Genomic DNA, 20,044 nt, shown 5'->3' with positions numbered 1-20,044 from the left:
ATCCACGAGATCCGTGATCCGGGGTGATGAGGTAACGAGTCATTCATGCATGTCGTCAGTGACCCTGGGTGATGAAGTAGCAAGCAATCCATTCATGTCGTCTGTGATCCAGACCGATGCAATAACGAGCAATTTGATTATGCCTGTGACCCAAGATGTATTTAAAGAAGACGGCAAGTTCATGCGCAAGATCCGCAGCTTTGTCCGTCGCGAAGGCCGCCTGACCAAAGGGCAGGAGAAGGCTCTGGAAGAGCTCTGGCCGGTCATGGGTATTGATTTCGCGCCAGCGCCCCTCGATCTGGCCGCCCTGTTTGGCCGTGAGGCCCCGGTGGTGCTGGAAATAGGCTTCGGCATGGGCGCCTCCCTGGTGGAGATGGCCAAGAATGCCCCCGAGAAAAACTTCATCGGTATCGAGGTACACTCGCCGGGCGTCGGTGCCTGTCTCGGCACAGCCGAGGAAGCGGGCGTCACCAATCTCAAGGTCATCTGCCATGACGCGGTCGAAGTGCTGGAGCACATGATCCCGAACGGCTCGCTTGCCTGCCTGCAGCTGTTCTTCCCGGATCCCTGGCACAAGAGTCGCCACCACAAGCGCCGCATCGTGCAGAGTGCGTTTGCCCAGGATATCCGCCAGAAGCTGGCCATCGGTGGCGTGTTCCACATGGCAACCGACTGGGAAAACTATGCCGAACACATGCTGGAAGTGATGAGCGTCGCCGAGGGTTACGAGAACACCTCGGCCACCGGCAACTGGGTGCCTCGTCCCGACTGGCGTCCGCTGACCAAATTCGAACAACGGGGCCATCGTCTGGGCCACGGGGTTTGGGATCTGATTTTCAAACGCGTTAACTAATTTAACGAGTCAACTAACCTAAGGAGCTATCATGGCCAATCGTAGCCGCCGTCTGCGTAAGAAACTGCGAGTCGATGAATTCCAGGAAATGGGATTCGACATCAGTTTCAACTTCCCGGTCGGCACTGCCGAAGCGACCATCGATACAGTAGTCGATGCGATGATCGATGAGGTTGTTGAACCCCGTAGACTGGCTTTCGCCGGTTCAGGCCACCTGGCCTGGGAAGGGATGATCTGCACTCAGCAACTGGGCAAATGTACCGAAGAAGACCGCGCCGTCGTCAAATCCTGGCTGGAAAGCAAGGGGATGGAAGCCGTGGTGGTCACCGAGCTGTTCGACCTCTGGTACGGTGAACCGGCCTGAGACTCGGCCGCCTGTTGCAGGCGCCTTGTTGTGGGTAGATAGACAAGTCCCGCCGCTGGCGGGATTTTTGTCAGTGGGGATGGGATCTCCACACCCGTTTTAGTCATGGAATCCTTTATGGTGTTGTCATCCGAATTACTGGCCAGCATTCTGGCAGAGGTGCGCCCGCTGCTCGGACAGGGCAAGGTGGCCGACTACATTCCCGCCCTGGCCCTGGTGCCTGCCGACCGACTCGGCATTGCCGTCTGTACTGTGGAGGGGGAGCTGTTCACCGCAGGTGATGCCTTCGAGCCCTTCTCCATCCAGAGTATCTCCAAGACCCTTAGCCTGACGCTGGCCCTCACCCTCTATCAGGAGGAGGAGATCTGGGCCCGGGTGGGCAAGGAGCCCTCCGGCCAGCCGTTCAACTCGCTGGTGCAACTGGAGTTCGAGCACGGTATTCCCCGCAATCCCTTTATCAATGCCGGTGCCCTGGTGGTGAGCGATCTGCTGGAGACCCGGCTCACGGCTCCGCGCCAACGTACTCTGGAGCTGGTGCGTCGCCTCTCTGGTAATCCGGCCATCATGGCGGATCAGGTGGTGGCACGTTCCGAATACCAGCACTCGGCCCGCAATGCGGCCATCGCCTATCTGATGAAGGCCTATGGCAACTTCGAGAATAAAGTGGACAAGGTGTTGCAGAGCTACTTCAATGCCTGTGCCATTCGTATGAGTTGCGTCGATCTGGCGCGAACCTTCCTCTATCTTGCCAATCGCGGGGTGCCGCTTGGCGAGAGCACGCCGCTCTTGCCGGCCCGCACCACCAAGCAGGTCAATGCGCTGCTCGCCACCTGCGGCCTCTATGACGAGGCCGGTGATTTTGCCTATCGGGTCGGTATGCCGGGCAAATCCGGGGTCGGAGGGGGTATCATGGCGCTCATCCCCGGCGAGCTCTGCATCTGTGTCTGGTCGCCCGAGCTCAACAAGGCGGGCAACTCGCTGGCGGGCACGGCGGCGCTGGAGCTGCTGGCCGAGCGACTGGGCCGTTCCATTTTTTAACCTTGTTCACTATGAATCGAGAAATCACCATGAAACGACATCTTCGCTTCCTGCAGGCCGTGCTGGCGACCTTACTGCTCTGGTGCGCGCTGCCCGCCTTTGCCGCCGAATTGCCGCCACTCTCGCTGGCCGATGCCAAGAGCAAGCAGGCGGTCATGTTGGACACCCGTGCCAGCCACTTCTACCAAGGCTGGCCGATGGAAGGGGAGTCGCAGGGGGGGCATGTGGCCGGTGCCGAGAGCCTCTCCGCCGACTGGAAATACAGCAATGACGAGTGGCCCAAGGCGCTCGAGAGCAAGGGCCTGACAGCCGATCGTCCGGTCGCCCTCTATGGCGCCCCGCGGGAAGTGGCCGAAGTGGCCCGTCTGCTGCGCAAGCAGGGCATCAAGCAGCTGTTCGAGCTGCAAGGCTGGCAAGCCGCGCCGCGCGAGCATCTGGTGCGCTGGCAGCAGCTGGTCTATCCGGGCTGGCTGGCGGATCTGCAGGAAGGCAAGCCGGTTGCCGCAGCGCCGAAAGGGGACTGGAAGCTGTTCGAAGTGGATTGGGGTTCACCCAAGGCCTACCTGCTGAGCCACATCCCGGGGGCTGGCTACATAGATACCAACCGTCTGGAAGAGGAGCCGCTGTGGAACAAGGTCTCTGACGAGGCGCTCAAGACGCTGCTGCTGGAGAACGGCATCCGTCACGACACCACTGTTATCCTCTATGGTCGCAACACCATGGCCGCTGCCCGCGCGGCGCATCTGATGATGTATGCCGGTGTACAGGACGTACGCCTGCTGGACGGTGGTCTGGATGCCTGGTTCGTGCAGCACCTGCGCACCGAGACGGGCCTGCCCAACAAGTTCGAGCCGGTGAAAGAGTTTGGTGTGGCCATTCCGGCCCACCCCGAGTACTACACCACACTCGATCAGGCCAAGGCGCTGCTCAAGCAGCCCGACAGTGCCCTGGTCAGCGTACGCACCTGGGACGAGTTCATCGGTAACACCTCCGGCTACAGCTACATCAAGCCGAAGGGCGATATCCCGGGGGCCAAGTGGGGTCGCGGCGGTGTGGATGCCAACAGCATGAGCGATTTCCACAACCCGGATGGCACCATGAAGCCAGCCGGGGAGATCCTCACCATGTGGGACCAATGGAATATCGAGCCGACCCAGCAGGCTGCATTTTATTGCGGTACCGGCTGGCGCGCCTCCGAGGCTTTTTTCTACGCCTGGCTGATGGACTGGAAACGGATCAGCGTCTACGACGGCGGCTGGTATGAGTGGAGTTCGGATCCCAAAAATCCGACCGTGACCGGCGAGCGTCAACCCGCCAAGTAGCAGGCAGTCACCAGAGCAAAGGCCGGACAGATGTCCGGCCTTTTTGTATCCGCATTGGGCTTTCTGCCCTACGGTTTTTTTACATGGATCCCGCTCCGGCAATCCGTTTTTCCCGGGCAATGGGGTTGCGCCAGGCGGCAGTCACCCCTTGGTGGTGAGGGTGAAGAGGGAGACGAAACAGGCGATGAGGCAACTGATGATGATCCCGGTGTGTGCAGTGGGGCTCGTGGCGTGCCGCGCTCAATACATCATGAGTACCGGGGATGGGAAGATGATCACCCCCGACAGCAGCCCAAGCGGGATGAGGGCACCGGCATGTACCGCTATGACGATACCGACGGGGGGGAGGTGATGATCAAGAAGGATGACGTCACCCAAATCATGGGTCGTTGAGGCCCCACCAAAGCACAAGGGCTGCCCGCGAGCAGCCCTTGTTATTGTCGACCTCAGGTTATCTGGGCCACCTGACGATTGACCTGGCCCACGAACAGCTGATGGAAGCGGGAGTGGGAGTTGGCCAACAGGCTGACCGGCGAGCCCTGTTCCACCACGGTTCCCGCCTCCATCACCACGACCTTGTCCACCGACAGCAGCGGCTCCAGATGGTGGGCGATCACCAGATAGCTGGCCTCGGGCCGGTAGCGATAGAGCAGTTCCGCCATCTTGCGCATGCCGCCGTGATCGAGATCTGAGGTCGCTTCGTCCAGCACGATGAGCGGACGGCGCGACAGCAGGATGCGGGCGATCACCAGCAGCTGGGTCTCGCCGGCCGACAGTTGCAGCTTGTCGAGATCCTCGTCCAGCCTGCTGGCGCAGCGCTCGGCCAGACCGACCCGTGCCAGCGCCTGCTCCAGCGCCTCGTCATCCTGCTCGGTCAGCGGCGCCAGGTTGGCGCGCAGGGTGCCGAAGAAGGTGAGGGGCGTCTGGGAGACGGTATCGTAGAGATCGCGCACCGCCTCCGGCGCCAGCGCAGAGAGCGGCTGATCGCCGTAATGGATCCCTCCCTGGGAGGCCGGGTACATGGCCTGCAGCACCCCGAGCAACGAGCTCTTGCCCGCGCCGGTACGCCCGCACACACCGACCTTCTCGCCGGGAGCCAGTTCGAAGTTCACCTTGTGCAGCGCCCACTGGCTGGCTTCCGGGTAGCGTAGCCCCAGGTTGTCGAAGCGCACGCTTGGGTGTGGCGTGGCCAGGGCTTCCCCATGCTGGCGTTCGCTCTCGATTTCGCTGTACTCGCGCACCCGCTCCACTGCGTTCATCACCTGCTCCACCTCGGCGAAGGTGCGAATGAGGGAGTTGAGCATGGCCGAGGCGGTAAAGGCGTAGGTGATGGCCACGGCCCCCAGCAGTGAGCTGTTGCCAAAGGCCACCATCAGCGCTACCGCACCCACCAGGGCGGCGGAGAGCAGGGTCTGGTGCATGCCGAGCCAGCGATTGATAGAGGTGGTGGTGTACCAGCTGCGCAGGTTGTTGTCATAGTGCAGCAGCACCTGATCCAGAGCGAAGCGCTCGGCCCCGGCGAGGCGCAGGGCGGGGGCGCCGCGAATGGTCTCGCTGATGCTGATGTAGAGTGGCGAGCGCAGCACGGATGCCTGGCGCCGCAGCTTGAGCTGCACCGCACGGTAGCGCCGCTGCAGCACGTAGAGCGCCCAGCCCACCAGGGGGGCGATGAGCAGCAGCAGTGGCATGTTGACGCCGATCACCACTACTTGTAGCAGCACCGAGATGAGCATGCCGAACAGCCCCATCAGCATGGACAGCAGTATCTCCTGTGCTTCCCCGAGATCCCGATCGAAGCGGTTGAGGATGCGCCCCTGTGGCACCTTGTCAAAGAAGGCCATGGGGGCACGGCTGATGCGGCTCAGCATGCCGTCGAACAGGGTCCAGGCCAGCTTGAGCCCCAGCTTGTAGTTGATGACCCGCACCACCATGATGCAGGTGAGCGATCCCGCCCCCAGCAGCACATAGATGCCGAGCAGCTCGCTTACTTCGGTGAGGCCGGCCTTGCCGCCGAGCCAGAGATCCGAGGCGATGCGCAGCCCCTCCTGACCCAGGGTGAGCAGCAGGGCGATCAGGATGGCGCCGGGGGCGGCGAGACGCTGCCACATGAAGCCGAACAAGCCCCAGTCCACCTTGCCTTCCACCACCTTCTCTTCATGGAACTGTTCCGCCTCCTGCGGTGCCACCATGGGGGCGGGGAGCGGATGCTGGATGAGATCGGCCAGCTGGTGGGCATCGAGCTCCACCAATTGGCCCTGCTCGATGCGGATCACCCGATCGCAGTGGGCCAGCACGTCCGGATCATGGCTCACCAGCAGCCGGGTCGGTCCCGGCTTGAAGGTGAGCCCCTGCTCCAGCACCTGGGCCGAGACGATGGGATCCAGCGCCGAGAGGGGGTTGTCCAGCAGCAGGATATCGGCCTGGGCATAGAGGGCGCGGGCCAGGGCTACCCGCTGCTGCTGGCCGCCGGAGAGACGGGTACCCAGCTCGCCTACCAGCGTCTGATCGCCATGGCTGAGCAGGGTGAGATCGGCGCTGAGGGCGCAGGCCCCCAGCACCCAGCGATAGCGTTCGCCGTGCCAGGGCTGGCCGAACAAGATGTTGTTGCGGATGGTGTCGTTCATCAGCCAGGGTTTGTGGCCCAGGTGGGCGACCCGACCGTGACGGCGGATCTCCCCCTCGAAACTGTCGTCAAAGCCGGCGATGAGGTGCAACAGGCAGCTCTTGCCGGCCCCGGTGGTGCCCGTGATCCCCACCAGTTCCCCCGGTTGTATGATGAGGTTTGCTCCCTGCAGTACCGGCTTCTACTGGTGCAGGGCGGTGACGGCCTGGATCTGCAGGCTGCCGACGGGCAGGCTGGCATCGGTGAGGTCCCTGTGCTGCTCCGGGCTGTTGAGGAACTCGCATAGCCGGTTAAAGCCGGTGTTGAAGTTTATCAGGGTACGGATAAGGTAAGGCAGCCGCATCATGGGGATCCGCAGCACGGCGAACAGGGCTATGGTGGTGAACACCTGGGGCAGGGTCAGGCTCTGGCCGGACACCAGATAGGTGGTGAAGGTTGCCAGGGTCACCAGCAGCGGCGTGCTCAGCATCAGGCTGTCGTTGATGGCATCGAGCTTGAGCACCCGACCGAGCACCCCCAACTCCTGCTGGCGCTTGTTGTTGGCCGCGCGGGTGAAGAAAGCGCCGAGTCCGTTCTGGCGTACCAGCCGCAGTTTTTTGATGTATTCCGCCAGTATGCCGTTGCGCTCGTCCTGCTGGCGCTTGAGCTGCTGCTCCTGCTGGTTCATTCGCCGCACCACCCGGGTGGAGATGAGCAGCAGCAGGGTGAGCACCGCAAAACCGACCAGGCCCGCGCTGCCCACTTGCCACACCAGCAGGGCTATGGTGCCGAGCAGTTGCAGTGCCATGGTGAACGGCATGGCCGGATCGGCCAGGATCCAGGTGATGTCCCACACATCCCGGTTGATAAGGTTCTGTACCCGGCCACCGGCCCTGTCATCGAAGCTCTTGCCTCCCAACTTCATCACCTTGGCGAGCAGGGCTTCGGCCAGCAGGCGGCGAATGGGAACGTGCATCTTGAGCGCCAGTTGCAGCGAGTGTTCCGCCAGCATGCCGGCGGCCAGCACAGAGGCAAACAGGGCGAACGCCAGCAGCAATTTTTGCTCCGTGGGGGCACCCGCGTCGAGCTGGGTCATGCTGTGGTTGAGCAACCAGGGGCTGGTCAGGGTCGCCAGCATGCCGAGCAGTTGCAACAGGGTGAGCAGGCCAATCCGACCCTTGTAATGGCGCCAGATAAAGGCGGTGATGGGCCAGGGACGCACAGGTGCGCGGGCGGTGAGTCGAAGGAAGGCATCGGCCCTGCCATCGCGTCTGTCTTCCGGCAGCAGGGGATAGAGGTCGTCGAGGCCGACCAGGGGCTCTTTCAGCCCCTTGCGTTGCAGCGGGCCCGTCCAGTGATAGAAGAGGCGGCTCAGCCAGCCGGCCGAGATTTCCGGGTGATCCAATGGGTGTCCTTATTATTGTGCGGCTTCCAAAGGGTGGGGCGACTCATGGGTCGCCCTCGATATTATGTGTATCGCGACGGGCTCGTCGCCCGGCCGGGATCAGCGATCCCGGTTCAAGCGGATGAGCCGGTCCAGGATCTGCTCGCCATCGACCCGCAGGCCGTTGTGCTCATACTCGTTGGTGATCCAGGCACGGCTGTTGCCGAGGCCCTTGAGGGTCTCGCGGCTGTAGTCGAACTCCACATACATGTCTTCGGCATAGACGGCGCAGGCCACCGGCACTGTGTTGCGGGCCAGCTGCGCCGGGTCATAGAGCGGCCCCCAATCGGCCTTCTTGGCCAGCAGGTGGGCGGCTTCCTTCAAGGGGATCAGCTCGCGGAACTGCTCAAACATCCAGGGGAAGATCATCTCGCCGGTGAAGGCGAAATCCTTGCCGGGCGCCCAGGCCAGGGCCGGGTACTCGGCTCTGACCCGCTCGGCCGCCCAGTTGCTGGCGGCCCCTTCGGCGTAGATAGATTCATGCAGTATGGCGAACACCGGATTGGTGTTGAACGGCTGCATGGCTTGTACCTGATAGAGGAAGGCCGGGTTGAGCCGCTCGCCGATGAAGGCGCCTTCCAGCAGGTAGTAGAGCTCCTCGAAGGCACCGCTGGCGCCGAGATCCAGCCCCTGCTGCTGCAACTGCTCCACTGTCAGGCGCTGGCCGTTGGGCAGGCGTACCTCGTGGCGGTGCAGGTGATTAGCCAGCCGGTTGGTGATGGCCTGGGCATGGGGGAAGCGGGCGAAGAAGGCACGATTTTTGTCCGCCACCCGTTGATAGGTAGCGCGGTAGACTTCGTCCGCGCTGCGACCTATGGGGGCTACACCGCCGGTGAGGTAGACCTCGTGCAGGCTGTCCGGGAACAGGGAGAGATAGGTGAGGCTGCAAAAGCCGCCGAAGCTCTGGCCAAGCAGGCTCCAGGGGCGAGCAGGACTCAGGATGGCGCGAACATATTCCGCATCCTATGCTGTCGGCGCGAAAGTGGCTGAGATAATCCGTCTGCTGCCGGGCCGTGAGCTGGGCCAGCGCATCGGCGCTGATGGGGGCCGAGTGACCCGTACCGCGCTGATCGAGCAGCAATACCCGAAACTCCTGCAGGGCCCGCTTGAGCCAGCCGCTGTCGGCGGTCGGGCGCGGGGCACCAAAGCCCGGGCCTCCCTGCAGGAACAGCAACCAGGGCAGCTCATCGTGCAGCCTGTCCTGGCGGCAGAGGGTGCGGCCAAACAGGGTGAGTGTCTCCTCGTCGTCCGGCTGCTGGTGGTCGAGGGGCACGGTGAAGAAGTGAGGTTCGCAATGGATGCCGTCCAGCACGTAACGCAAGGGGCTACTCATCTTGGGTCTCCCGGAGGGTAGGAAAATCGTCGGCCTCATCATAGCCCTGGCGTAGGAATGGGTCACGCCGGTTTTCCAAATTGTTAACATTGTCATGAGTCGGGGTGAGACTGGATTTCTAATGACGTGATTGTCGAAAGGGAGTTGATGCTGGCTGATGGTGACACAAAGATGGCTCGCTTGGCTAAGCCAGGCAGGGGATACGCGCCGCAACAGGGTGAGGTGGGTTTGATGAAGCCTAAGTGGATACGATTCAGGAAACGATCAGAAGAGGTGGATCCGGAAGGGGTGCTGCAAACGGGGCTGTGGCTGTTTAGCGCCACCTGCGGGGCAAGCCTGCTATTGGCGGCCTGCAACGGCAGTTGACCGGCATGAAAAAAGCCCGCTCGATGAGCGGGCTTTTCAAATTTGGCTCCTCCTGCTGGACTTGAACCAGCGACATACGGATTAACAGTCCGCCGTTCTACCGACTGAACTAAGGAGGAATTATTGGTGCCCAGAGACGGAATCGAACCGCCGACACGGGGATTTTCAATCCCCTGCTCTACCGACTGAGCTATCTGGGCAACGGCGCGCATTAAACCCTTTCTGCATTCAGGTGTCAACCACAGGGCGCAGATTGCTGCACCGTTCGCTCGATAACCGAACAATTTGCCCGCTTGTCATCCGTTTTCGCCCTCATTCGTGCTCAGTTGTGCTGTCTTGTCTTGCTACTGCCATGAAAAAGGGGGCCAGAGGCCCCCTGAATGCCAGTGTCATGATTTAATGGCGGCTGACGATGATCCGCCCCGTGCTCATGTCACGGGCCTGGCCGGTGACGCTGATCTTGAGACCATACTCGGGCAGCAGACGACCGGCATCCGGGATCTCCTTGCTCTGGTAGCTGCGAGAATCCTTGAACACCCGGTTCGGGGTGATCCAGAAGTCCTGCAGCAGTGAGCCGCTTGAGTGCTGGAGGTCGAGCGGCTTCTGGAAGCCAAGGCTAAAGGTGGCATCGTGGATTTGATAACGGGTACCGGCTACGGCGCCGTCACTCCACTTCAGGGTGCGCTGGTCTGCATCCACTACCCCGAGGAAACCCTCACCCGGATGGAGACCCACCCAGTTGTTGGCCTGGCTGTTGTCCACGTACCAGAGCAACATGCCCGGCTCGTAGCGCATCAGGTGATCGCCCACATTGATATGGGCCAGCCCGGTATCGACTCCCGCATGGTTGCGCCACTCGGCCAGATAGTAGTGATCCTTGGCCTCACTGCCGTTGCTTTTCACAAAACCGGCCAGGGTGAAGGCGGAACTGCCCTCTGCCCCGTCGCTTATCACAGTCTCACCGTCAGCCAGGATCTGGATCTCGTCCACGAACAGGCCGTCCTCGGCCGTGCCGCCATCGCTTTGGTATTGCAGGGTGAGGGTGATCTGCTGACCGGCCCAGGGGGTCAGGTCGAACTCGGCATCGGTCCAGCCATTGGAGTTGCCCGTGATGCCGACCCCGAAACCGATCCCGTTAGGATCGTCGCTGGTGGTCAGGTTGCCCGCGATGGGCTGGCCGTTGACCAGCACCCTGGCGTAGTCATATCCCTCTTCAATCTGATACCAGGCCTTGAACGTCAGGCTGGCACTCTGCCTGCTGCTCAGATCCAGTTTGAGGTTCATGCGGTTGTCCAGGTTGTTGGCCTTGCCACCGTGGTATTCGTATTGGCCGGCGTAGGGCGGGTTGAGCGGGACCTGCTTGGCGGGCAGGTTGATGCGCACCACGTCGTCGTTTCGCCCCTTGTCGTTGGCCTGATCCAGCATGTAGACGTTGCCACTGGGGCTGAGGTCGGCGAGTTGCACATTGCTGCCATGCAGCCAGTTGCCGCCGAGGGAGGCCTGCAGGAACTCCTTGGCCCAAGCGGAGAAACCGGTCGGCTCGGTGCCGCCAATCACCCCGGCCCAGGAGCCGGATGACATGATGGACCAGCTGGCGACTGGCTCACCCTTGCCGGTGTATTTGGTGTCGTACTCGTCCGGCAGCCCCAGATCGTGGCCATATTCGTGGGCACAGACCCCGGCTGCCGCATCGATGGGCTGAATGGTGTAGTCGTAGGCGGCATACTGGCCGCCGAAGTTCCCGCTCGGGCTGCTGGTGCCCGGGATGGGGTAGGGGGTGCCCAGGTTCCAGCGATGTGCCCAGATGGCATCTTCGCCAAGATCGCCACCCCCCGCCTCTTCTCCCACGCTGGAGTGGAAAATCATCAGGTGATCGATGAGACCATCCGGCTCGTTCCGGTTGCCATTGCCATTGAGGTCGTAGCGATCCTCCTGGTCAAACTCGGACAGATCGATGGAAGGGTCGTTGGCGACCTGGATCAGCGCTTCTTTCACCAATTCCCGAATGGTGGTCGGAGTGGCATTGGATCCGTAGTAGGCGGCATTCTTGTCGGCGGTATACCAGCCCGCCACTTTGCCGCGCACACTGTAGCTCTTGCCGGATTGCTGCTCGTAGAACTGGCGCATCGAGATAAAGTACTCGCCATTCGGGCCTTTATAGCCCTTGTTGGAAAAGAGCAAGTCGTTGTAGTGCTCCGGGGTGTAGTCCGGGTAGTACATCTTGGTGAGGTCAGGGGTGATGCTGTTTTTCGGGTAGTCGGGGAAGTCCACCAAGATGGCGAGGATCTTGTCCTTGCGCATCTTGCCCTGGTAGTGCTCCCTCTCGATGGATTTGAGCAGCAGAGTGGGAACCCGATCACCGGGACCGGCCATGCCGTTGAAGCGGATTTTCTTGAGGATGGTCTCCCGCACCTTGCCTTCTTTCACCGCCAGGGTGCCACTGCTGCCATTGTAGGCCCGTGACTTTTCGCGGTAGAAGCTGGCCAGGGCGGCCCGTTCCATCTCGGGAGAGGCCAGGGTCTGGATGCGGCCACTCTTTTTGAGCATCTCCAGTACCTTCACCTCATCGGCCAGGGCGGCATCGAACGGACCATGCACCGGGGCGGCCATGGCGTGGTTTCCAATCATCAGGGTTGAGCCTATTACCAGGCTCATTATTGTTTTTTTAGGCATTCTCTATGTGCTCCTTCACATGATAAAAAGGGAGCCCTGCTGGCTCCTCTTTCCGTACGGACAGTGTTTCGTCCGCGTCCCTTAATACACCCCCTTAGGATCCTTTGTCACTGTTCACAAGTTGGTTGAACGTGCTGATTTTTAAGTGACTTTCGATTGTGTTATGCCGCTGGCGATCTCTCGAGTGAAGTTCCGTATGGGTCATTTTGTGGCCGGCGGCAGATTACACTTTATTCACCTTTTGTGATGGCACCCCATTTGGGGTGGCCGTGGTGGACCCGCTATCTTGGTTTGCCGCATTGAGCCGGATGCGCTCTGCGGGTATGCTTTGCCGCAACTATGCCGCCCGGGGTGCAGCGAGTCTGAACAGGCACCCTGTGGCCGACGGCATTTGACACCAACCAAGTATCACCTGGGGTTAATATGAGTCTTGATATACAAGGGTGGCGTGCAGAGACCACCGCCATCGTCAACGAGTTGCTGGCCGATGGCAGCAACCCGGATCTGGAATATGACATTGAGCACCACTTCGCCTGCCTGGATTTCGATCAGCTGGAGAAGGCCGCCGTTGACCTGTTCAAGGCCGGTTTTGAAGTGACAGATGCCGAAGAGATGGAGCTGGATGACGGCGCCCCTATCTTCTGCTTCGATGCCACTGTCGAGTGCAAGCTGGAGATCGAGACCATAGTCGCCGACATCGAAAAAATGCTGCCGATCCTTCAGAAATATGGTGTGGACTATGACGGCTGGGGCACCTACTTCCAGGAGTAAGCGGGCTTGACGCACTGCTGATCTGTGTGCCTGACAAGCAACCGGTCACCCTCTGGGGTTAATGCAAGTCAGTGACGAGCATGTGAGTCTTAGCCCGCGAGGTATAAAGGCCAAAGAGTGAGGGAGGCATCATGCCTCCCTCTTTTTATTGGATGCCAGTCAGGGCAAAGGTGTCAGCCAGATTGACGCGTCCACCATGGCACAGTTCCTGTAATTGAACATGTCGACTATTCAGCCACAAAAATGGTTAGCTGACTGGCATTACCCTCTGGGCTGGCCTGTTGGTTGGCTGTCAGGCACAGGCAGCTGGTAGCTGCGGGCAAACTCGTCGGGAGGCAGAGGGCGGCTGAACAGGTAGCCCTGCAGCCGATCGCAACCGGCCTGCACCAGCCAGGCCTGCTGCTCGGGGGTTTCGACCCCTTCGGCGGTGATCCTGATCCCCAGCTCGTGACCGAGACCGATGACGGAACGCACTATGGCGGTGGTGGCCTGATTGGTGGTCAGCCCCTGGGTGAAGCTGCGGTCCAGCTTGAGGGTCGCTACCTGTAGCCTCGGCAGGTAGGCGAGCGAGCAGTAACCTGTGCCGAAGTCATCGATGGCGAGCTGGAATCCCGCTTCGATCAGGTTGGTCAGGTTGCTCTCAATTTCGTCGGCGTTCTCCATCAGCACGCCTTCGGTGATCTCCAGCTCCAGTTGCCAGGGGGCCAGGCCGTGGCGTTCGATGCAGGCGAAGATCTGCGGGCAGAGCTCGGGGTCGCGAAATTGCAGCGGGGAGAGGTTGATGGAGAGCACCAGATCCGGCGCCGCCGCCTGCCAGCGGGCCAGCTGGGCACAGCCTTGTTCCAGCATGCGTTGGCCGAGCTTGCCGATGAGCCCCAGCTCCTCCGCCAGCGGGATGAACTCATCCGGCGAGATCATGCCGAGCTCGGGGTGAGGCCAGCGGCAGAGCAGCTCGGCCCCGTGCAGCTCATTGGTGCGGGTGCTGATGATGGGCTGATAGACAGCGGTGAGCTGGCCCGACTTGATAGCCAGCGGCAGCTGGGCTGCGATCAGCTGACGGCGTTTGAGTTTAGCGTTTAGCTCGGGATCGAACAGGGTGCAGTGCTGCTGCTGACGCTTGCCCTGTGCCAGCGCGGCTTCGGCATGGCTCAGCAGCCGTTCGGCATCGTTGGCCTTGCCGTGGGCTATGCCGAGGAACACAGGGATTTGGATCCTGTGATCTTCGACCAGATAGGGGACCATCAGCTCCCCTTGCAGGCGGCGGCTCCAGTCGGCCAGCGGCTCGGCCAGCTCGGGCAGCAGCATGGCGAAGTCGTCGGCGGCGACCCGGCACACCAGCGACTGGGGCGGGGCCAACTGCTGCAGGCGGCGGGCCACCTGACTCAGCAGGCGATCCGCCACCCGGATGCCGAAGCGGTCATTGATCTCGCGAAAGTGCTGCAGATCGACCAGCAGCAGGCTGGCCTTGCGGGTGCCGAGATGGCGGCTGGTCTGCAGAAAATGGGAGAGCTTGAGCAGGCCGGTCAGGCTGTCGTAGTGCTGTTCCTGCTGCAGCTGGGCCTGGGTGGTGCGCAGCCCCGTGATGTCGCGGCTTAATGTCAGGATGCCGAGGGAGTTACCATCGTCATCCGGCACATCGACCCGGGTGACCTCCAGGTGGCGGCCCTGGCCGCTGGCATCCACCAGACAATACTCTCCCCGACCCATCGGCAGCTCGGTGGAGAGGCGGTGGGCAACCCGCTGGCCCAGTGCCTCGCTCGCCACCATGCCCATGAAGTCGAGAAAAGCCTGATTGCAGTCGATGAGCAGGCCCTGATGGTCTTCCAGCCGGATGGGATCCGGGATGGCGTCCAGCAGGCGGCGCTGCAGCAGCTGTTGCTGGCGGAAGGTCTGCTCCAGCTCCTTGCGCTGATCAATCTCGTTGACCATGCCAAATAGGGCTACCGGCTTGCCCTGCTCGTCATAGAGCGGGATCTTGTGGATCTCCATCCAGCTGGTGGTATCGCCGCTGTGGCAGTACAACTGCTGATAGAGCAGGGGTTTGCCCTCCGCCAGCAGCTGCTGATCCTCTTCCCGAAAGACGTCGCCCCACGGCATGTCCGTATCCGTCTTGCCGATGAGGTCTGCCGGTTGCAACAGGCCCGCTTGCTCCGTAAAGGCCTGGTTGGCAAACAGGTAGCGTCCGGCCGTATCCCGGCAGAAGATATTCATGGGTAACTGATCGATGATCTGCTGAAGCAGAGTCAGGGTGAGCAAGGAATTCACGCAGACACTCACGGGGGAAATTTCGAGCGAATCTATGATAGCAGGCTGGTTTTGTAAAGCTTGGGTTAATGTTGACGCATTTCTGCTGATCCCTGCTGACAGTCTGTGTCGTCAACGCCATAATAGCCGCCGGTTGGCCTATGGCCGGATAATATGGATGAGAGAAGCTGCATGAAAAAGATAATGGGGGTAGCCCTGGCCCTGTTGATAGGCGGTTGTGCCAGCGATAACAATGGTGGCGAGCAATACCGCTATAATCCGCCGGTTGCCAAGGCGACCAACAATACCCAGGAGATGCCGATCCCGGTGGATCTGGTGTGGGCCCGCGCTGAGAAGTGGTTTGGCGATCACGGCCTTAACATCGAAAACAGCCAGCGTGGCTCAGGCCTGATGACGGCCAACGTCGAGAACGCGGCCGATGGCCTGGAGTGGCTGGATTGCGGCACCATGGGTTCCAAAGTAGCGCTGGGCAACCCCAATCTGCAGATCAACCTGATCATCACCCAGAGTGGCAACAACAGCGTTGCGACCGTCAACGTCAAGGGCAACACCCAGCTCTACTTCGTCGAATCCTCCGGCGAGCGCGTGCTGGCACCCTCCGTCACCCCGGTCTGCGTCTCTCGCGGTAGCCTGGAACAGAGCCTGTTCTCTACCTTGAGCAACTGATCTGCCGCTGTCGGCCGCCCGCTTGCCTGGTGGCTTGCACGAAACACCCCGTTGCCTGCAACGGGGTGTTTGTTTTTGGGGATCCGCGAGCATAAAGACGGGGAATGCGCGATCCGCTCACCCAGACGGCCACTCCCGAGCGCCAGCATTGCGGCCAGCCATAAAAAACGCCCCGGCAGGAACCGGGGCGTTGTGATGACATGGGCATAGGCTGGCAATCAGAGGGCGCTGTCGCCGTGAAACAGTGCCTGCTCGCCGGATTTGAGCAGATAACCCTTCCAGAGGAAAAGTTGATAGGCACCGCCCTGCCAGGACCCGTTGCCCTCATCCCCTTGCCGGGTCAGCAAGGTCTGCTCACCGTTTGGCAGAGTCAGTTCGGCCTGGCTCTGGTCGGCATTGAACAGCAGGAAGGCGCTGCCAGTCTCATTCGCCTCGAGGGATTGCAGCCGCACCGCCTGTTCGAACAGTCGTACGCACTGGTTGGTCAGGGCGGACCACTGGTAGCCTGCGCTGCCGATGCAGTCATGGCTGTCACGATCACCACCAACCAGATGTTGCTCAGGTGTGCTGCAGGCCGCCAGCAGCAGGGAGGCGGTCATCAGAGTCAGAGTGCGCATGCTTACCCCTGCTTGTCTTCGAGATTGTCCCGCTCGATGACGATGTTGGAGAAACCCAGCTCCTTGAAGTAGTTCTCCTGATAATCTTTCACGCTCTTCTTGTCACGGCGGCAGACCTGCGCCAGCTGGGCCTCCATGGCGTGGAAGCTGGAAAGATCCAGGCCTTCAGCGGCGGCAATGGCGTCGTAGATGCTGCGGAACTTGTCGTTCGCGTAGCCGAGCTCTTTGGCCTGTTTTTTGTAGGTGTAGGTAATCTTAAACGCCATCTGGCCCTTCCTTCTTCGATTTGGCTTGCTTGCGCTGGACATAGAGATAGAGGCTCTCGACCTTCTCCCGGGCCCAGGGGGTTTTGCGCAAGAACTTCAAGCTGGACTTGATGCTGGGGTCGTCGGTGAAGCAGCGGATGTTTATCTGTTGTCCGAGCTCTTCCCAGCCATAGTGGTCGACCAGGGCGGTGACGATCGCCTCCAGGGTCAGCCCGTGCAGCGGGTTCTTTGGTTGCGAGGTGCCTGGCTGGTCACTCATGCCTTGGCCGCCAATGTGGCAAAGGGTTGACCCATGCGGGTAGTGACACCATTGGCCAGATGCGGTTCGAAGCCGGCCAACATGCCAGGTCCAAACAGGCAGACCACGGTACTTCCCAGCTTGAACAGGCCCATCTCGGCCCCTTTTTGCAGGGTGATGGCCTCATCACCGCGGTAATCCCAGCGCACCACTTCCTTCTGCTTGGTTGGTGCAATATTACCGGCCCAGATGGTCTCGATACTCGCGACGATTGTGGCACCGACCAGCACCAGCGCCATGGGGCCATGGGGAGTGCGGAAGGTGGCGACCACCCGTTCGTTGCGGGCAAACAGGTTGGGCACGTTCTCGGCGGTGAGCGGGTTGACGGAGAAGAGATCCCCCGGCACGAACACCATGCTCTCCAGCACGCCGTCCAGCGGCATATGGATGCGGTGGTAATCCTTGGGCGCCAGATAGATGGTGGCAAAGTCGCCATCCTTGAACGGCGCCACCAGATCTTCATAGCCACCCAGCAGTTCACGGGCGCTGTAGTCGTGGCCCTTGGCCTGGATGATGCGCCCCTGATGGATGGGGCCGAGCTGGCTGACAGTGCCATCCACCGGCAGCGCCAGGGTCATGGCATCCTCAACCAGCGGACGTATCTCCGGCTTGATCTCACGGGTGAAGAACTGGTTGAAGCTCTTGTAGTGGGCCGGGCTCTCGTGCAGCGCCTCGCTCATGTCGACGCCGTACTGCTTGATAAACGCCTCTATCACTTTGGTGGTGAGGTTGCCGGCTTCGGCAGCCGCAAGCTTGCCCACCAGACGGGAGAGGGCGTGTTTGGGCAGGCAGTATTGACCGGCAATTTTCAGGTTGTCAGTGATGCTCATGATCTTCATCGAAATAATAAGTTGAATGGGTCACAGTCGGGCCTGTTGGCGACCGTGGCGGGCTTCCTGCATGGTTTCCAGGATGCGGTGATAGTTGTGGAAGCGATCGGCGCTGATGTCGCCACGGTCGACCGCCGCACGCAGGGCACAGCCGGGATCGTCCTTGTGGGTGCAGTCGCGGAATCGGCAACCCCCCAGGTAGTCACGAAACTCGATGAAGCACCAGGTGATGCGATCGGCTTCCAGATGCCAGAGAGCGAACTCGCGGATCCCGGGGGAATCGATGAGATCGCCGCCGCTCGGGAAGTGATAGAGCCGCGCCGTGGTGGTGGTGTGCGTACCTAGCCCCGAGTTTTCGGAGATCTCGCCGGTCAGCACATCCAGCCCCGGCATCAGGGCATTGGTGAGCGACGATTTGCCCACCCCGGACTGGCCGACGAAGATGCTGATCTTGCCTTCGAACTGGGCCTTGAGTTCATCCAGCCCTTCGCCGCTCTCGCAACTGACCAGGATCACCTGGTAGCCCAGCTTGCGATAGGGGTCGAGCTGACTCTCGATGCGGGCGCGGGCCGCGGCATCCAGCATATCGACCTTGTTCAGCACGATGAGCGGCTGGATCTCCACATCCTCTGCGGCCACCAGATAGCGGTCGACGATATTGGTGGAGAACTCGGGCATCACCGCCGAGACGATGATGATCTGGTCTATATTGGCGGCGATGGGTTTGACCCCGTCGTAGAAGTCCGGCCTGGTCAGCACAGAGTGACGCGGATGCACCGCCTCTATAACCCCTGCGGTCGCGGCATTGAGGCCGGGACGCCAGACCACCTTGTCGCCGCACACCAGACTGCTGATGCTGCTGCGACGCAGGTTACTGCGGTGGATGGTGCCATCGACGGCTTCCACGTCCGCATGCTGACCGAAGCGGCTGATCACCACCCCTTCGATAGCCGGGCCAAACAGGGTGTCATCCACCACTGTGGTGTGATCTTTTTGCAGCCGCCGCTCGCGGTTGGCCTGGACGCGCCTTTGTTGACCCAGATTGAGTTTTGCTTTCTTTGCCACTCGATTCGCCAGTTTATGAACAGATCCAAAGCCAGTATGATACATGCAAATTGGCAAAATTCCGCCATTCCTCCCAATAGAGAGAGCAATCATGACAGTCAGCGCGCAGAACCTGGTATGGATCGACATGGAGATGACGGGTCTGGACCCCGAAGAGAACGTGGTACTGGAGATCGCCACCATCGTCACCGACAAGGATCTGAACGTGTTGGCACAAGGGCCGGTTATTGCCATCCACCAGAACGATGAAGAGCTGGCCAAGATGGATGACTGGAACGTCAATACCCATACCAAGAGCGGGTTGGTGGCCCGGGTCAAGGCGAGTCAGCACGATGAAGCCAAGGCCGTGGCCGAGACGCTCGCGTTTATCCGCCAGTGGGTACCGGAGCGTACCAGTCCGCTGTGCGGCAACAGCATAGGGCAGGATCGCCGCTTCATGGTCAAACACATGGGCGAGCTGGAAGCCTTCTTCCATTACCGCAACGTCGACGTCAGCACCATCAAGGAGCTGGTACGTCGCTGGCAGCCAGAACTGTTGGATCAGTTCACCAAGAGTGGTTCCCATCAGGCGCTGGACGACATCCGCGAATCCATTGCGGAACTGCGCTTCTATCGCAGCCATGTCTTCAAGATCTGAGTGCCAGGCAAGGGGTTACCATCGATTGGTTGCTAAAATCGACAGTTCGGCCAGCTTTTGAGCGAACGCGCGCAACCAGACGAAAAAGCCCTTGCAATTGGAAAGAGTGCTCTTATAATTCGGCTCCCGTGCAGTAGCGCAAGCAACCAAATGCTGCACGATTTGTTTTGATGCCATTTTATGGTGTGTGCGGGAATAGCTCAGTTGGTAGAGCACGACCTTGCCAAGGTCGGGGTCGCGAGTTCGAGTCTCGTTTCCCGCTCCAAATTGTGATGATGAAACTGGTTCAATCCAGCCCGATGCGGGAATAGCTCAGTTGGTAGAGCACGACCTTGCCAAGGTCGGGGTCGCGAGTTCGAGTCTCGTTTCCCGCTCCAATCATCCTCACTGACCACAAAATGACAACGCTGTTGCGGGAATAGCTCAGTTGGTAGAGCACGACCTTGCCAAGGTCGGGGTCGCGAGTTCGAGTCTCGTTTCCCGCTCCAAAGTGTGATGATGAAACTGGTTCAATCCAGCCCGATGCGGGAATAGCTCAGTTGGTAGAGCACGACCTTGCCAAGGTCGGGGTCGCGAGTTCGAGTCTCGTTTCCCGCTCCAATCATCTTCACCAGCGTAAAACGACCATTTATGT

15 protein-coding genes, 6 tRNA genes and 2 pseudogenes are annotated in these 20,044 nt (G+C 60.7%); 12 read left to right on the top strand and 11 right to left on the bottom strand.

The window, feature by feature from the left end:
- The first annotated feature begins 139 nt into the window (after positions 1-139).
- From trmB to GWQ22_RS09430, 5 genes are all read left to right on the top strand, one after another.
- Positions 140-853: a tRNA (guanosine(46)-N7)-methyltransferase TrmB gene (gene trmB, locus GWQ22_RS09450; protein WP_275930130.1), complete on the top strand. Its 714-nt coding sequence runs from the start codon at positions 140-142 to the stop codon at positions 851-853.
- Positions 854-884: 31 nt separating this feature from the next.
- Positions 885-1,217 (top strand): YggL family protein, encoded by a 333-nt coding sequence (locus GWQ22_RS09445; RefSeq protein WP_042037566.1) that lies wholly within the window; start codon positions 885-887, stop codon positions 1,215-1,217.
- A gap of 117 nt (positions 1,218-1,334) precedes the next feature.
- Positions 1,335-2,255 carry a glutaminase B gene (gene glsB, locus GWQ22_RS09440; RefSeq protein WP_042037567.1) on the top strand — a complete coding sequence of 307 codons (921 nt, stop codon included), beginning with the start codon at positions 1,335-1,337 and terminating at the stop codon, positions 2,253-2,255.
- Positions 2,256-2,284: 29 nt separating this feature from the next.
- On the top strand, positions 2,285-3,577 hold the full coding sequence (locus GWQ22_RS09435) for a sulfurtransferase (RefSeq protein WP_042037568.1): 1,293 nt from the start codon (positions 2,285-2,287) through the stop codon (positions 3,575-3,577).
- Between the two features lie 231 nt (positions 3,578-3,808).
- Complete coding sequence (locus GWQ22_RS09430; RefSeq protein WP_275930129.1) at positions 3,809-3,970, top strand: YgdI/YgdR family lipoprotein; 162 nt, start codon at positions 3,809-3,811, stop codon at positions 3,968-3,970.
- 53 nt (positions 3,971-4,023) lie between these two features.
- On the opposite strand, the pseudogene GWQ22_RS09425 reads toward GWQ22_RS09430, so the two are convergent.
- From GWQ22_RS09425 to GWQ22_RS09405, 5 genes and pseudogenes are all read right to left on the bottom strand, one after another.
- Positions 4,024-7,584: pseudogene (locus tag GWQ22_RS09425) on the bottom strand (ATP-binding cassette domain-containing protein).
- A gap of 99 nt (positions 7,585-7,683) precedes the next feature.
- Positions 7,684-8,956 (bottom strand): annotated as a pseudogene (locus GWQ22_RS09420) (alpha/beta fold hydrolase).
- A 409-nt stretch (positions 8,957-9,365) separates the two neighbouring features.
- Positions 9,366-9,441: transfer RNA gene (locus GWQ22_RS09415), tRNA-Asn, on the bottom strand.
- A gap of 5 nt (positions 9,442-9,446) precedes the next feature.
- A tRNA-Phe gene (locus GWQ22_RS09410) sits at positions 9,447-9,522 on the bottom strand.
- A 196-nt stretch (positions 9,523-9,718) separates the two neighbouring features.
- Positions 9,719-11,995, bottom strand: a complete 2,277-nt coding sequence (locus GWQ22_RS09405; RefSeq protein ID WP_345893633.1) for an immune inhibitor A domain-containing protein — start codon at positions 11,993-11,995, stop codon at positions 9,719-9,721.
- A 423-nt stretch (positions 11,996-12,418) separates the two neighbouring features.
- Here GWQ22_RS09405 and rraB point away from each other — a divergent pair, with 423 nt between their 5' ends.
- The gene (gene rraB, locus GWQ22_RS09400) at positions 12,419-12,766 is read left to right on the top strand and encodes a ribonuclease E inhibitor RraB (protein ID WP_275930127.1); all 348 of its coding nucleotides are present in this window, start codon (positions 12,419-12,421) and stop codon (positions 12,764-12,766) included.
- A gap of 261 nt (positions 12,767-13,027) precedes the next feature.
- Here the strand turns inward: rraB and GWQ22_RS09395 are convergent, their stop codons facing one another.
- Positions 13,028-15,031 carry an EAL domain-containing protein gene (locus GWQ22_RS09395; RefSeq protein ID WP_275930126.1) on the bottom strand — a complete coding sequence of 668 codons (2,004 nt, stop codon included), beginning with the start codon at positions 15,029-15,031 and terminating at the stop codon, positions 13,028-13,030.
- Positions 15,032-15,202: 171 nt separating this feature from the next.
- On the opposite strand from GWQ22_RS09395, the gene GWQ22_RS09390 reads away from it, so the two are divergent.
- Positions 15,203-15,697: a hypothetical protein gene (locus GWQ22_RS09390; RefSeq protein WP_042035785.1), complete on the top strand. Its 495-nt coding sequence runs from the start codon at positions 15,203-15,205 to the stop codon at positions 15,695-15,697.
- A gap of 218 nt (positions 15,698-15,915) precedes the next feature.
- Here the strand turns inward: GWQ22_RS09390 and GWQ22_RS09385 are convergent, their stop codons facing one another.
- From GWQ22_RS09385 to rsgA, 5 genes are read right to left on the bottom strand one after another with little or no spacing between them, the layout of a single operon-like run.
- Positions 15,916-16,314 carry a hypothetical protein gene (locus tag GWQ22_RS09385; RefSeq protein WP_042035784.1) on the bottom strand — a complete coding sequence of 133 codons (399 nt, stop codon included), beginning with the start codon at positions 16,312-16,314 and terminating at the stop codon, positions 15,916-15,918.
- Between the two features lie 2 nt (positions 16,315-16,316).
- Complete coding sequence (locus GWQ22_RS09380) at positions 16,317-16,580, bottom strand: DUF2960 domain-containing protein (RefSeq protein ID WP_042035783.1); 264 nt, start codon at positions 16,578-16,580, stop codon at positions 16,317-16,319.
- On the bottom strand, positions 16,570-16,839 hold the full coding sequence (locus GWQ22_RS09375; RefSeq protein ID WP_275930125.1) for a VF530 family protein: 270 nt from the start codon (positions 16,837-16,839) through the stop codon (positions 16,570-16,572). The genes GWQ22_RS09380 and GWQ22_RS09375 overlap by 11 nt, the downstream gene beginning before the upstream one ends.
- On the bottom strand, positions 16,836-17,708 hold the full coding sequence (gene asd, locus GWQ22_RS09370) for an archaetidylserine decarboxylase (RefSeq protein ID WP_275930124.1): 873 nt from the start codon (positions 17,706-17,708) through the stop codon (positions 16,836-16,838). The genes GWQ22_RS09375 and asd overlap by 4 nt, the downstream gene beginning before the upstream one ends.
- 30 nt (positions 17,709-17,738) lie before the next feature.
- A complete protein-coding gene (gene rsgA / locus GWQ22_RS09365) occupies positions 17,739-18,773 on the bottom strand; it encodes a small ribosomal subunit biogenesis GTPase RsgA (RefSeq protein ID WP_042035781.1) in 1,035 nt (344 codons plus the stop codon).
- Between the two features lie 91 nt (positions 18,774-18,864).
- Here rsgA and orn point away from each other — a divergent pair, with 91 nt between their 5' ends.
- From orn to GWQ22_RS09340, 5 genes are all read left to right on the top strand, one after another.
- Complete coding sequence (gene orn, locus GWQ22_RS09360) at positions 18,865-19,410, top strand: oligoribonuclease (protein WP_108537750.1); 546 nt, start codon at positions 18,865-18,867, stop codon at positions 19,408-19,410.
- A 189-nt stretch (positions 19,411-19,599) separates the two neighbouring features.
- Positions 19,600-19,675: transfer RNA gene (locus GWQ22_RS09355), tRNA-Gly, on the top strand.
- Between the two features lie 36 nt (positions 19,676-19,711).
- Positions 19,712-19,787: transfer RNA gene (locus GWQ22_RS09350), tRNA-Gly, on the top strand.
- Between the two features lie 35 nt (positions 19,788-19,822).
- A tRNA-Gly gene (locus GWQ22_RS09345) sits at positions 19,823-19,898 on the top strand.
- A gap of 36 nt (positions 19,899-19,934) precedes the next feature.
- Positions 19,935-20,010 (top strand) — tRNA-Gly (locus GWQ22_RS09340).
- Positions 20,011-20,044 lie beyond the last annotated feature (34 nt).

Origin of the sequence: Aeromonas sp. 1HA1 (assembly GCF_029237385.1) — a bacterium.
Lineage (GTDB): Bacteria > Pseudomonadota > Gammaproteobacteria > Enterobacterales > Aeromonadaceae > Aeromonas > Aeromonas popoffii.
Note: the sequence above shows the minus strand (reverse complement) of the source record. Positions and strands in the feature narration are given on the sequence as shown.